Genomic DNA, 13,677 nt, shown 5'->3' with positions numbered 1-13,677 from the left:
CCCGCGGGCATGGGAATGCGGCGGGCCCGGGCGCTTGCCTGTTTTACAAAGAAACGGGTTTGCTTATTGACAAATCTTCCCTCATCCTCTATAATCATGTACACATGAGGGAGTAATTCCGCGTGAAAACGCGAGGCCAGCCCGTCAGGACGACTCATCTGTGAATGAGTTCGGGCAGCTTTGATCAGAATGAGACTCATGCACCGGAAACCGATCCAGTGCAGGGGTCTTTTTGTTTTCTGAAAAACCGACGGTCCCGGGCTGCCCGCTGCTGCGGCGCAGCGCCCCGGGGCGGCCCCCATGCGCACAATCAGGGCGGGTCTGAGAATGCAAACACATGGAATCCTTCTTCCAAAAAAGGCAGCCGCAGCGCGGCAGATGCACTTTGGGGCAGAATGAGACAGTGTGGATGCGTTTTCCGATCCACCCCAGGAGGGAGAATATCGAGAATGAAACAGGAGTATGTACAAACCCCGCAGGAGCTGATGGAGCAGCTGAACGCCAGCCCCGACGGCCTGAGCAGCACCGACGCTGCCGCCCGGCTGGAGCAATACGGCCCCAACAAGCTCAAGGACGCTGAGAAGCCCACCCTGCTCCAGCGCTTCATCGACCAGCTGAAGGACCCCATGCTCATCATCCTGATGATCGCGGCGGCCGTGTCGGCTGTGACCAACTTTATTTCCCACGAGAGCTTTGCAGAGGTGTTCATCATCCTGATCGTGGTGCTGCTGAACGCAGTGCTGGGCGTTTTTCAGGAGAGCAAGGCCGAGGCAGCCATCGAAGCGCTGCAGACCATGACCGCCGCCACCTGCAAGGTGCTGCGGGACGGCAAGCAGATTTCCCTGCACAGCGATGAGCTGGTGCCCGGCGACGTGGTGCTGCTGGAGGCCGGCGACGCCGTCCCGGCAGACGGCCGCCTTCTGGAGAGCGCCAGCCTGAAGATCGAGGAGGCCGCCCTCACCGGCGAGAGCGTCCCGGTCAACAAGATCATCGACGCCCTGGGCCTGGCCAAGGGCCAGGAGGACGTTCCTCTGGGCGACCGTAAAAACATGTGCTATATGGGCTCTACCGTGGTCTACGGCCGCGGCAAGGCCCTCATCACCCGCACCGGCATGGACACCGAGATGGGCAAGATTGCCGGCGCTCTGGCCAACACCGACCAGGAGCAGACCCCGCTGCAGCGCCAGCTGGAGCAGCTGAGCGGCGTTCTGTCCAAGCTGGTGCTGGGCATCTGCCTGTTTATCTTTGTCTTTGACCTGATCGTGGCCGGGTCCTTCACCCTGGACTCGGTGCTGTCCACCTTCATGGTGGCCGTGTCTCTGGCCGTGGCCGCCATCCCCGAGGGCCTGGCCACCGTTGTGACGGTGGTGCTGTCCATCGGCGTCACCAACATGAGCAAGCGCAGCGCCGTCATCCGCCGGCTGACCGCTGTGGAGACCCTGGGCTGCACCCAGGTCATCTGCTCGGATAAGACCGGCACCCTGACCCAGAACAAGATGACGGTGGTTCAGCACCTGGGCGAGACCGCTCCCCTGGCCACCGCCATGGCCCTGTGCAACGACGCCCATCTGAACGACGCCGGCGAGGCCGAGGGCGAGCCCACCGAGGCCGCTCTGGTGAACTTTGCCGCCAAAGAGGGCCTGCCCAAGGACCAGCTGGCCGCCGCTGAGCCCCGTGTGGACGAGGCACCCTTTGATTCTTCCCGCAAGATGATGAGTACCGTCCACACTTCGGCCAAGGGCTTTGTCCAGTACACCAAGGGCGCCCCCGACGAAATCCTCAAGCGCTGCACCAGCTATCTGGAAAACGGCCAGGTTCTGCCCATGACCGACGCCAAGCGGGAGGAAATCCTCAAGGCCAACAAAGAGATGGCCGACCAGGCTCTCCGCGTTCTGGCTGCCGCCAAGCGGGACTGGACCGAAAAGCCCGCCAGCAACGACGCCGCCTATCTGGAGCAGGATCTGTGCTTCCTGGGCCTGACCGGCATGATTGACCCGGTCCGTCCCGAGGTCAAGCCCGCCATCCAGGAGTGCCGCGAGGCCGGCATCCGCCCCGTCATGATCACCGGCGACCACAAGGACACCGCTGTAGCCATCGCCAAGGAGCTGGGCATCATCACCGACGCCAGCCAGGCCATCACCGGCGCTGAGCTGGACAAAATCCCCGACAGCGAGATCGGCGAGGCCGTCAAGAAGTACGGCGTCTACGCCCGCGTCCAGCCTGAGCACAAGGTGCGCATCGTCACGGCCTGGAAGGCCAACGGCGCCATCACCGCCATGACCGGCGACGGCGTCAACGACGCGCCCTCCATCAAGTCGGCCGACATCGGCGTGGGCATGGGCATCACCGGCACCGACGTCACCAAGAACGTCGCCGACATGGTCCTGGCCGACGACAACTTCGCCACCATCGTGGGCGCCGTCGAAGAGGGCCGCCGCATCTACGCCAACATCCGCAAGGCCATCCAGTTCCTGCTGGCCTCCAACATGAGCGAGGTGCTGGGCGTCTTCTGCGCCACCCTGCTGGGCTTCACCCTGCTCAACCCCGTCCACCTGCTGTTCATCAACCTGATCACCGACTGCTTCCCCGCTCTGGCCCTCGGCATGGAGCAGGGCGAGTCCGACATCATGAAGCGCAAGCCCCGCAACTCGAAAGACGGCATCTTTGCCGGCGGCCTGGGCTTCGACATCGCCTACCAGGGCCTGCTGATCGCGATCATCACCCTGGCCTCCTATATCATCGGCCACTGCATGGAAGTGGGCTACTTCGAGATGCCCCACGGCGTCAGCGAGGACGGCATGACCATGGCCTTCCTGACCATGAGCATGTGCGAGATCTTCCACAGCTTCAACATGCGCAGCCAGCGCAAGAGCGTCTTTACCCTCCACACCCACAACAAGGTTCTGTGGGGCGCTATGCTGGGCAGCCTGGTGCTGACCACCGTGGTGCTGGAGGTGCCTTTTGTGGCCAACATGTTCGGCTTTACCCCCGTGGACTGGAAGGAGTACCTGGTCGCCCTGCTCCTCGCCTTCGTGGTCATCCCGGTGGTCGAGGTCGTCAAGGCCATCCAGCGCGGCATGAGCAAGCAGGCCGCCTGAGCCTGCGCGCTTTCCTCCCTGCCTTTTTGAAATGGGCCTGTGTTCCCGCCTTTGGGGGCACAGGCCCCTTTTCAAAGCAGTAATGTGGAAACCGAAAAACTTTCACCCCGCTTTTTTCCAGAAAAGCGAAAAAAGGCTCTTCCCTTTTGGATATTTCCTGCTATACTATGGGGTAACTCGACAGGTCAGTTTCCTGAACAAACCGGCCTTTCGAGCCGCGATCCCCAGTCTTCAATGGCGCGGCCCGGCGCACGGGCCGCAACGGCAAGCAAGGAGATTTTATGTTTGAGTTCATCAAAAAGCAGTCGCCGGTGCGGGTCATTGCCCTGGGCTTTGCACTGGTGATCCTGCTGGGTTCGGTGCTGCTCATCATGCCTTTCAGCGTACAGGAAGGCGTGGACGTAGCCTACATCGACACCCTCTACACCTCGACGAGCGCGGTCTGCGTCACCGGCCTGATCGCCACCGACGCGGGCGACACCTTCACCTTCATCGGGCAGTTCATCCTGATGCTGCTGATCCAGGTGGGCGGCCTGGGCGTCACTTCGGTGGGCGCGGGCATCATCCTGGCGATGGGCCGCAAGATCAACCTGAAGGAGCGCAGCGTCCTGCAGGAGGCCCTCAACCTCGATTCGGCCCAGGGCATCCTCCGCTTCCTCAAGAGCATCTTCCTGATGACCCTCTGTTTCGAGGGCGCGGGCGCGGCGCTCAGCTTTCTGGTCTTTGTGCAGGATTACCCGCCCCTGCGGGCGCTGTGGATCAGCATCTTCCACTCGGTCGCAGCCTTCAACAACTCGGGCTTTGATATCCTGGGCAACTACCAGAACCTGATCCCCTACCGGGACAACGTGCCCCTCAACCTGATCACCTGCGGGCTGATCATCTTCGGCGGCATCGGCTTTCTGGTCATCCGGGACGTGCTGCACAACCGCTTCCGCTGGAAGAAGTTCTCGATGCACACCAAGGTGGTCATCTCGGTCAGCGCGGTGCTGATCGTGGTGGGCGCGGTGCTGCTCAAGCTGACCGAGGACATCACCTGGCTGGCAGCCTTCTTCCACAGCGTATCGGCCCGTACCGCCGGCTTTTCGACCTACGCGCTGGGCGAGTGGAACAGCGCCGGCCTGCTGGTGCTGATCGTGCTGATGTTCATCGGCGCCTCCCCCGGATCGACCGGCGGCGGCATCAAGACCAGCACCTTCTTCGTCCTGCTGCAGGGCATCAAGTCGGCCGCCACCAACCGGGGCGAGAAGGCTTTCCGCTACTCCATCCCCTCCGGCGCCTTCCGCAAGGCCGCGGTCATCACCCTGATCGCCATCAGCGTGGTGCTGACCGGCACCTGGCTGACCATGGTCTTTGAGCCGCAGCTGCGGCTGGTCGACGCCCTGTTCGAGCTCACCAGCGCCTTTGGCACCGTCGGCCTTTCGACCGGCATCACCACCACCCTGGGGGTGCCCGCCAAGCTGGTGTCCATCCTTACCATGTATATTGGCCGCCTTGGCCCCCTGACCATCGCCTCGGTCTGGTACTTTGACAAGGGCGAACGCATCCGCTACCCCGAGGGCAACATCGCCATCGGCTGACAGGAGGAAACAACATGTTTGGCAAATCGAAGAAAGCAAAAGCGTCCTATGGCATTGTGGGCCTGGGACGGTTCGGCATGGCCCTGGCCATTGAGCTGGCCGAGGCCGGCGAGGACCTGGTGGTTCTGGACCAGGACGAGGAAAAGGTCCGCATCATGCGGGATTACACCGAGAGCGCCTATGTGGTCAAGGGCCTGGACAAAAAGACCCTGGAGGAGACCGGCATCCAGAACTGTGATGTGGCGGTGGTCTGCATCGGCGAGAAGATGGACGTGTCCATCCTGACCACCCTGCACCTGGTGAGCCTGGGCATCCCCAACGTCATCGCCAAGGCCGCCAGCGAGGAGCAGGGCCAGGTCCTGCGGAAGCTGGGCGCCCAGGTGGTCTATCCCGAGCACGACATGGCCATCCGTCTGGCCCACCGGCTGGAGACCACCGGCATGCTGGACTTTGTCCAGCTGAGCGAGCGGGTGAGCATCTCCAAGCTGGCCGTTCCCCCCAAGATGATCGGCCGCACCGTCGTGGATGTGAACCTGCGCGGCCAGTTCGGCCTGAACATTATCGCCATCGAGAACGGCGGCAAGGTCAACGAGACCGTCGGCCCCCACACCGTTTTCCAGGAAGGGGACATTCTCTTTGTGTCGGGCGGCAAGAACGCTGCCAACAACCTGATCGAGTGGCTGGATAACCACTGATCCCCTCCCCGTTTTCCCCATCAAAGCAAACAGCCCGCCCTCCGGCAAAACCGGCAGAGCGGGCTGTTTTTTGTTTGTTTTTGGGTCCGGGTCAGAAGAAAGACACCTGGCTGCTCTCGGGCAGATCGCCCAGGGCGCCCACCTGGCGCAGGCGGTCGATGACCGCACTGGTGACGCCGGCGGCCTGCTGCAGCTCCTCCACCGAGAGGTAGTCCTCTCCATGAATGGTGACGTTTTCCAGCGCCAGCGCCGCGCTGGCGCCCAGGCCCTTGATGGCCGCAAAGGGCAGCCGGACCTTGTCGTCCTCCAGCACGTACTTGATGCCCCGGCTCTTGCCGATCTGGATGGGCAGGAACTCATATCCCCGCATCAGCATCTCATTGACCAGCTGGAGGGACACCAGCAGGTCTTCATCCTTGGCGTTCTTTTCCTCCTTGAGGCGGCGGTTTACCTCGTTCATGTGGGCGCGGGCCACGTCGGGGCCGCCCACAGCCGCCTCATAGTCGATGTCGTCGCCGCGAACGGTAAAATACACTGCGTAGAACGCCTGCGGATAATACAGCTTGTACCACATCAGCCGGATGGCGCTCATCAGGTAGGCCACCGCGTGGGCCTTGGGGAACATATATTTGATCTTGCGGCAGGACTCGATGTACCAGTCGGGGACATCGTGTTCCCGCATGGCCTCCTCCCAGCCGGGCTGGAAGCCGCCCTTGGCCACCTTGCCCTTTCGGACCGCCTCCATGATGTCAAAGGACATCTTGGGTTCCAGGCCCTTGCGGATCAGGTACAGCATGATGCTGTCGCGGCAGCCGATGACCTCCGCAATGGTACAGGTGCCGTTGCGGATCAGTTCGTCGGCGTTGTTGGTCCAGACGTCGGTGCCGTGGGACAGGCCCGAAATCTGGATCAGCTCGGAGAAGTTCTTGGGCCGGGCCTCCACCAGCATCTGACGGACAAAGTTGGTGCCCATCTCGGGGATGCCGAAGGTGCCGGTCTGGCTGTCGATCTGCTCCGGGGTGACGCCCAACGCCTCGGGACTGGTCAGCAGGCTGTAGACCTTGGGGTCGTTCATGGGGATGCTGTCCACCGGCACCCCGGTATACTCCTCAAAGTACTTGTAGAAGGTGGGCATATCGTGGCCCAGCTCGTCCAGTTTGAGAAGGGTGTCGTGGAGGTATTTGAATTCGAAATGGGTGGTCAGCAGGCCGCCGGCCACGTCGTCGGCGGGGTGCTGAATGGGGCAGAAATCGTAAATCTGACTGGTGGCCGGCACAACCACCATGCCGCCGGGGTGCTGGCCGGTGGTGCGTTTGACGCCGGTGCAGCCCAGGGTCAGGCGGTTTTCCTCGGCGTGGTTGACCGTCATCCCCCGCTCTTCCAGATACCGCTTGACGTAGCCGTAAGCGGTTTTATCCTGAATGCCCGAGACGGTGCCCGCCTTAAAGACGTTCTCCTTGCCGAACAGTTCCTCGGTGTAGCGGTGGACGCTGCTCTGGTACTCGCCCGAGAAGTTCAGGTCGATATCCGGCTCCTTGTCGCCGTAGAAGCCCAGGAAGGTCTCAAAGGGGATGTCGTGGCCGTCCACCAGCATGGGGGTGCCGCAGACGGGGCAGTCCTTGTCGGGCAGGTCGAAGCCGTCCTCCACGCTGCCGTCGGTGATGAATTCGCTGTGCTTGCACTTGGGGCAGCGGTAGTGGGGCGGCAGGCTGTTGACCTCGGAAATACCCGAGAAGTGGGCCACAGCCGAGGAGCCAACCGAGCCTCGGCTGCCCACCTGGTAGCCGCCGGCATTGGAATAGGCCACCAGCTTGACCGCGATGACGTACAGAACCGCGTATCCGTGGCCGCAGATGGAGTCCAGCTCCTTCTGGAGCCGTTCCCTCACCAGATCGGGCAGGGGGTCGCCATAGTCCTCTTTGGCCCGTTTCCAGGTAGCCTCACGCAGCTGTTCCTCCGCGCCCTCGATGCTGGGGGGATAGGTGCCCCGGGGGATGGCCCGGACGGTGTTGTCCACCATGGCCGCAATCTTGTTGGGGTTGGTGACCACGATTTCCAGGGCCTTTTCCGGGGGCAGGTAGTCGAACTGGGCCAGCATATCCTCGGTGGTGCGGTAGTACAGAGGCGGCTGATGGTCGGCGTCCTTGTAGCCGCCGGCCGCCTGCATCACCGTCCGGTAGATGGCGTCCTCCGGCTCCTGGAAATGGACGTCGCCGGTGGCGATGACCGGCTTGTGCAGGTCCTCGCCCAGCCGGATCACCGTCCGGTTGAAGTCCTTCACCCGCTCGATGCTGTCCACCCGGCCCTCTCGGACCATATAGGCGTTGTTGCCCAGGGGCTGCACTTCCAGGATATCGTAATAGGCCGCGATCTTTTTCAGTTCCTCATAGGGCCGCTCGTCCACGATGGCCCGGTACAGCTCACCCGCCTCACAGGCCGAGGTGATGAGCAGGCCTTCCCGGTACTGGTTCAGCAGGCTGCGGGGCACCCGCGGCTTTTTGAAGAAGTAATCCAGATGGGCCTTGCTGACGATCTGGTAGAGGTTTTTCAGGCCCGACTGGTTTTTCACCAGCAGGATGATGTGGTAGTATTTCTTCTTGAGGACTTCCCGGTTGCCGCCCAGGCCGGTGTTGATGCCGCTGATATCGGTGATCTGTTTTTCTTCCAGATCCCGCAGCATGACGCAGAAAATCCGGCCCAGGGCCCCGGCGTCCTCACAGGCCCGGTGGGCCTCATAGTCGGGCAGCTCCAGGTGTTTGTTGATGGTGCCCTGTTTGTAGTTGTGGAGGCCGGGGTACATGGTCTGGGCCATGGTCAGGGTGTCGATGTAGGTGGGCTCAAACTTGATGCCGCTGCGCTTGGCCGCCGCCCGCATAAAGCGGATGTCAAAGCCGTTGGCGTTGTGGGCCACCAGCACCCGCCCCCCGGCAAAATCCAGAAACGCCTGCAGCGCCTCCCCTTCCAGGGGGGCGTCGGCTACCATCTCGTTGGTGATGCCGGTGAGCTCGGTGATCTTGGGGGTGATGGACTTGGGGGGCTTGACAAAGGTGTCGAACTCGTCCACCACTTCCCCGTCCCGCACCAGCACCGCGCCGATTTCGGTCAAGTACTCACAGCCGGGGTCCAGGCCGGTGGTCTCGGTGTCAAAGACGCAGAACTCCCCTTTCAGGGGCTGGTCCTGGGTGCCGTAGACACAGGGGACCATGTCGTCCACAAAATAGGCCTCACAGCCATAGATCAGTTTGAAATTGGGGTCGGATTTATGGATGTCGTCGGCGGCCAGCATGGCCTCGGGATAGCCCTGGCAGACGCCGTGGTCGGTGATGGCGATGGCGGGATGGCCCATCTTATGGGCCAGCTTGACGATGCCGCCCGGGTCACAGAAGCCGTCCAGGGCCGACAGTTTGGTATGCAGGTGGAGCTCCACCCGCTTCTGGGGGGCATGGTCCTCCCGATGGCGGCGCTCCACAATCAGGACGTCGTAGGGATAGACGATGTAGTCGTGCTCATACTTGTCGTAGGCGCAGTCGCCCCGCACCAGCAGGGTGGTGCCGTTCTTGATGCCTTCCCACTTGGAGCAGTCCTCCCCTTCCTGGGCCCGGACCTTCAGGTTGATGGAGCCGGTATAGTCGGTGATGGAGACGCTGTACATCTTGCGGAAGCTGCCCTTCACCTCGGTGGCAAAGACATCGCCCCAGATCATGCACTTGCCGCCCTCGCCGCCCAGATTTTTCAGGGGGGTCAGGTCCTTGGGCTTGAACATCTTGCCGTGGAAGATCTGGACCGGCTTGTCGGTCAGGTCCAGGCCCTCCACCTGGATGGTGGGGCCGGTGCGCTTGGCCTCGAACTGGACCACCGGCGGCGCCGCCTTTTCTTCCAGCTTCTTTTCCAGCTCCCGGCGCTCGGCCTCTCCGGCGGCCGACACCAGGGTCACGGTGGGGCGCTCGCCGGTATGGCTCTCCACCCGGTCGGCCAGCAGGCGGTCAAACTCCAAATCCTGCAGAAAACCGGTGCCGTTGCGGACCCCCACCGTGATGTGTTTGCCCTCCAGAGCCAGGGTGCACCGGTCCAGAAAGCCGTTGATGGGGATGCTGTCCTTTTTCATCTCCTCAAAGAGGTCCTGCAGGGTCTCCTCGGTGAGGCTGGCGTAGGGGTAGCAGTTGTGGATCAACAGCTCATAGCCCTCATAATCGGGCTGCAGAGACGCCAAAAGCCGCGCACACAGGCCCTTGTCCAGCGGCGCGGCACTCTGCAGGGTAAAAATCACCTTTTGCTCGGTCCGCAGCATCAGGGCGTGCTCCACAATCACCCTGCCGAAACAGGCGGCAAAGTCGGGGTCGGCCATGAACTGGGGCCAAAGCTGGGATACCAGTGGTTTCAATGCGTTTCTCCTCTAAAACAGCTCTTTTTCAAAGCAGTCAAAGTCCATTTCGTACAGCCGGGCCTCCCCTGCGCGGCGGAATCCCAGCCCGGCATACGCCCGCAGGGCCCGGACATTCCCCCGGCCCACCAGGATGCGGCAGCTGCGGCATCCCTGTGCCGCCAGCCGCGCCATGGCATCGGCCAGAAGGCGCCGGCCCAGGCCCTGGTTTTCCCAGGCGGGGGCCACCACCAGCCGCGCCACCTCGCCGGCGGGCTCCAGGGTGCGGTCCCAGCAGGGCAGGGCGTCGGTCTCGGGGTCAAAGGCCAGGGCATAGCCTCCCATCAGCTGCCCTGCCGGCCCCCAGGCGCAAAAAAGCCTACCCTGGGCCTGGTCGGCGGCCAGGGTGGCTTCATCGGGGTACCATTCATCCCAGGGGCAGTCAGGCCGGGCCGCCGCTCCGCGGCAGAGGGCCAGCATGGGGGCCACCTGGGCGGGGGCCGCCGGGGCAATCCGAAGGGCTGTCACAGCTTTCCTCATAGTTTATAGATCTCCTCCATGAACTGGTCCAGGATATTGTCCCCGGTCAGCTTGCGGACCGGCTCGCCATGGACAAACAGCAGGGCCTCGCCCTTGCCGCCGGCGATGCCGATATCGGCCTCCCGGGCTTCGCCGGGGCCATTGACCACACAGCCCATCACCGCCACCTTGATGGGCTTTTTATAGCCCTGGAGCCGGCGCTCCACCTCGTTGGCGATTTCGGTGCAGGGGTACTGGGTGCGGCCGCAGGTGGGGCAGGTAATCACCTCGGGGCCCGCCACCGGGAATCCCACCGCCCGCAGAATGTTGTAGCCGGCCTCCACTTCCTTCTCGGGTTCGGCCGCCAGGGACACCCGGATGGTGTCGCCGATGCCTTCCAGCAGCAGCCCGCCGATGCCCATGCCGGATTTCAGCAGGCCCATCTGGTAGGTGCCGGCCTCGGTGACTCCCACGTGGAGGGGGTAGTCGGTGACCGCCGACAGCTGCCGGTAGGCCTCCATCATCCGGGGGACGTTGGAGCTCTTGATGGAGATGACAATATCGTGGAAATCAAACTTTTCCAGCAGGCGCACATGGTACAGGGCGCTCTCCACCATGGCCTCGGGCACCGGCGCGCCGTACTGGGCCAGGATGTGCTTTTCTAGGCTGCCGCCATTGACGCCGATGCGGATGGGGATGTTTCCGGCCCGGCAGGCCCGGACCACTTCCTTCACCCGGTCGTCGTCGCCGATGTTGCCGGGGTTGATGCGGATTTTATCCACGCCCACGGCGGCGCAGGCCAGAGCGGCCCGGTAGTCAAAGTGAATATCCGCCACAATGGGGATATTCACCGCCTTTTTCACCGCCTCGATGCACTTGGCGTCGGCGGGGGTGGGACAGGTCACCCGCAGAATCTGGCAGCCCGCCGCCTCGCATCGTTTGGCCTGGGCCACGTTGCCCTCAATGTCCTCCACGGGGACGTTGAGCATGGTCTGGACGGCGATGGCGTGGTTGCCGCCGATGGTGAGATTGCCGATTTTAACTTCACGCTTGAGCTGGCGCATGGGGATACCTCCTGTTGATGGGTCAGGCGCCGGTGATGAGACGCAGCACGTCGTTGTAGGTGGCGAAGATCATCAGGCCGAACAGCAGAATGAAGGTCGCCAGGGTGAGATTTTCCTGGACCCGCTGGGACACAGGCCGCCGGAGGACGGCCTCCACCGCCAGAAAGACCAGACGTCCGCCGTCCAGCGCCGGAATGGGCAGCAGGTTAAGGACGCCCAGGTTGACGGTGATGAGGACCAGCAGCTCCAGCAGGTCGGTGAGGCCGTAGCTGGCGGCCTGGCTGATGGCGGACACAATGCCCACCGGGCCCGACAGGTTGTTGATGCTCTCCCGGCCCCGCAGCAGGTCGATGAGGGATGTGAAGATGATCCGCCCATAATAGAGCTCGCTGTTGAAGATCTCTTTCAGTATATTGACCGGCGTTTTTTTCAAAGCGTAAACGGTGAAGCCGATATCCATCCGGCTGTTGCCGTTTTCGTCGGTGTAGCTGTCAAACTGAACCCCCTGCAGCTGGACCAGTTTGCCGTCCCGGCGGACGGTGAAGTCGGCCTGGGTGTTCTGGGTGCGGACCAGTTCGTACAGAATGTCGTTGGCGATGAAGCACCGCCGGCCGTTGACCGCCACAATCTCGTCCCCGGCCTGCAGGCCGGTCTGACCGCAGCGGGCCCCGTCGGCGATGTTGTAGATGACCCGGCTGGCGATGGGGTCGGACCGGAACGAAATCAGGCCCAGCAGCACCACAAATCCCAGCACAAAATTCATCAGGGGGCCGGCCACCATCACCAGGGCCCGCTTCCAGATGGCGGCCTCTGGGAAGGGAATGCCGGTGCGCAACTCAGGGGGAATGGGGCACAGGTCCTCCTCTTCCTCCTGGTCCTCCCCGTCCCGCTCCCGCTGGGCCGCGTTGGCCTCGGGGCTGCCCTCCCCTTCCATGGCCACATAGCCGCCGATGGGCAGCAGCCGGAGGGTGTACTGGGTACTCCCGATGATCTTTTTGAACAGGGTCGGGCCCATTCCGATGGAATACTCGTTCACCTGGATGCCCGAGAGCTTGGCGGCGCCGAAGTGCCCCAGCTCATGGATGGCGATGACCGCGCCGAACACCAGCACAGACGCCAGAAAGGTTATCAGCATTGACATAGATTTCCCTCTGCGGCGCCCCGCGCCGCCTGCCCCCTCTCGCCGGGGCTCTCAGTTTTTACAGGTGGCTGTGGACAAAGGCCCGGGCCATCCGGTCGCACTCGTACACATCCGCCAGGGTATAGCTGCCGCCGAAGCGGTCGCTGTCCACCACCGCCTCCACCAGGCGGCCGATATCCAAAAAGCCGATCTTATCCTCCAGGAACAGCTTGACGGCCTCCTCGTTGGCGCCGTTGGCGGCGCAGGGGCCCAGGCCGCCCTTGGCGATGGCCTTTTTGCAGGCCGCCAGGCAGCGGAAGGTCTCCTCGTCGGCCACATCGAAGGTCAGCACCTTGAGGGCTGCAAAGTCCAGCTCGGGAGCCACCGGCCCGCCGCGGCGGGGCCAGGTCAGGGCATACTGGATGGGGATACGCATATCCGGCACGCCCAGCTGGGCAATCACCGAGTTGTCGCTGAACTGGACCGCCGAGTGGATGATGCTCTGGCGCTGGACCACGATCTGGATTTTCTCGGGGGGCAGGCCGAACAGCCACACCGCCTCGATCAGTTCCAGGCCCTTGTTCATGAGGGTGGCGCTGTCGATGGTAATTTTGGCCCCCATATTCCAGTTGGGATGGCGGAGGGCATCCGCCTTGGTCTTGCCCCGCAGCTGGTCGGTGGTCATCCCAAAGAAGGGCCCGCCCGAGGCCGTCAGCAGGATTTTGGTGAGGGACTTGGCGCTCTCGGTGTCCTGCAGGCACTGGAAGATGGCCGAATGCTCGCTGTCCACCGGCAGCAGCTTGACGCCGCAGCGCTCCACCGCCTGGGTGACCAGGTGACCGCCGGTGACCAGGCTTTCCTTATTGGCCAGGGCCAGGTCGTGGCCGCTCTCGATGGCGCTGAGGGAGGCCCCCAGGCCCGCGATGCCCACCACGCTGTTCAGCACCACATCGGGGCCGTCCAGGGCGGCCAGCTCCCGCAGGCCCTCGGGACCCCGCAGCAGCCGGGGTGCGCCGGCGCGGCCCGCCAGGGCGGCGTCCAGCCGATCGGCGGCGTCCGGGCTGGTCATGCAGACCACCTGGGGGTGAAATTCTTCGATCTGACGCACAAGCAGATCCACCTGGCTGTGGGCCGACAGGCCAAACACCTCATAGCCCTCGGCCCGGACCACGTCCAGGCTCTGGGTGCCGATGGAGCCGGTGGAGCCCAGCAGAGTAATCTTTTTTGCCATAGGAGCCTTC

General features: G+C 63.1%; 8 protein-coding genes. 3 read left to right on the top strand and 5 right to left on the bottom strand.

All coding sequences use genetic code 11. The features are described from left to right. Positions 1-449: 449 nt before the first annotated feature. The 3 genes from B5E67_RS02455 to B5E67_RS02445 all read left to right on the top strand — a co-directional run bounded on the left by B5E67_RS02455 (position 450) and on the right by B5E67_RS02445 (position 5,373). On the top strand, positions 450-3,098 hold the full coding sequence (locus B5E67_RS02455) for a cation-translocating P-type ATPase (protein WP_087382518.1): 2,649 nt from the start codon (positions 450-452) through the stop codon (positions 3,096-3,098). Positions 3,099-3,379: 281 nt separating this feature from the next. Continuing rightward, positions 3,380-4,678 (top strand): potassium transporter TrkG, encoded by a 1,299-nt coding sequence (locus tag B5E67_RS02450; protein ID WP_087382513.1) that lies wholly within the window; start codon positions 3,380-3,382, stop codon positions 4,676-4,678. A 14-nt stretch (positions 4,679-4,692) separates the two neighbouring features. Next, positions 4,693-5,373 (top strand): TrkA family potassium uptake protein, encoded by a 681-nt coding sequence (locus B5E67_RS02445; protein WP_087245325.1) that lies wholly within the window; start codon positions 4,693-4,695, stop codon positions 5,371-5,373. 91 nt (positions 5,374-5,464) lie between these two features. Here B5E67_RS02445 and B5E67_RS02440 read toward each other — a convergent pair whose 3' ends face one another. From B5E67_RS02440 to dxr, 5 genes are all read right to left on the bottom strand, one after another. Further along, complete coding sequence (locus tag B5E67_RS02440) at positions 5,465-9,754, bottom strand: PolC-type DNA polymerase III (RefSeq protein WP_242956729.1); 4,290 nt, start codon at positions 9,752-9,754, stop codon at positions 5,465-5,467. A 12-nt stretch (positions 9,755-9,766) separates the two neighbouring features. Beyond that, on the bottom strand, positions 9,767-10,273 hold the full coding sequence (locus B5E67_RS02435) for a GNAT family N-acetyltransferase (RefSeq protein WP_087382510.1): 507 nt from the start codon (positions 10,271-10,273) through the stop codon (positions 9,767-9,769). Next, the gene (ispG, locus tag B5E67_RS02430; protein ID WP_087382507.1) at positions 10,270-11,316 is read right to left on the bottom strand and encodes a flavodoxin-dependent (E)-4-hydroxy-3-methylbut-2-enyl-diphosphate synthase; all 1,047 of its coding nucleotides are present in this window, start codon (positions 11,314-11,316) and stop codon (positions 10,270-10,272) included. The genes B5E67_RS02435 and ispG overlap by 4 nt, the downstream gene beginning before the upstream one ends. Positions 11,317-11,338: 22 nt before the next feature. After that, the gene (locus B5E67_RS02425; protein WP_242956727.1) at positions 11,339-12,451 is read right to left on the bottom strand and encodes a site-2 protease family protein; all 1,113 of its coding nucleotides are present in this window, start codon (positions 12,449-12,451) and stop codon (positions 11,339-11,341) included. Between the two features lie 64 nt (positions 12,452-12,515). After that, positions 12,516-13,667, bottom strand: a complete 1,152-nt coding sequence (gene dxr / locus B5E67_RS02420) for a 1-deoxy-D-xylulose-5-phosphate reductoisomerase (protein WP_087382501.1) — start codon at positions 13,665-13,667, stop codon at positions 12,516-12,518. Positions 13,668-13,677: the final 10 nt, after the last annotated feature.

The organism is Faecalibacterium sp. An122 (assembly GCF_002160895.1).
Lineage (GTDB): Bacteria > Bacillota > Clostridia > Oscillospirales > Ruminococcaceae > Faecalibacterium.
The sequence above is the reverse complement of the archived record's forward strand: the minus strand, read 5'-3'. Positions and strand labels throughout refer to the sequence as shown.

Excerpts from the sequence above, each read along its gene's own strand:
- B5E67_RS02455 (WP_087382518.1), top strand. The coding sequence starts at position 450 with ATGAAACAGGAGTATGTACAAACCCCGCAGGAGCTGATGGAGCAGCTG.
- B5E67_RS02450 (WP_087382513.1), top strand. The coding sequence starts at position 3,380 with ATGTTTGAGTTCATCAAAAAGCAGTCGCCGGTGCGGGTCATTGCCCTG.
- B5E67_RS02445 (WP_087245325.1), top strand. The coding sequence starts at position 4,693 with ATGTTTGGCAAATCGAAGAAAGCAAAAGCGTCCTATGGCATTGTGGGC.
- B5E67_RS02435 (WP_087382510.1), bottom strand. The coding sequence starts at position 10,273 with ATGAGGAAAGCTGTGACAGCCCTTCGGATTGCCCCGGCGGCCCCCGCC.
- ispG (WP_087382507.1), bottom strand. The coding sequence starts at position 11,316 with ATGCGCCAGCTCAAGCGTGAAGTTAAAATCGGCAATCTCACCATCGGC.
- B5E67_RS02425 (WP_242956727.1), bottom strand. The coding sequence starts at position 12,451 with ATGCTGATAACCTTTCTGGCGTCTGTGCTGGTGTTCGGCGCGGTCATC.
- dxr (WP_087382501.1), bottom strand. The coding sequence starts at position 13,667 with ATGGCAAAAAAGATTACTCTGCTGGGCTCCACCGGCTCCATCGGCACC.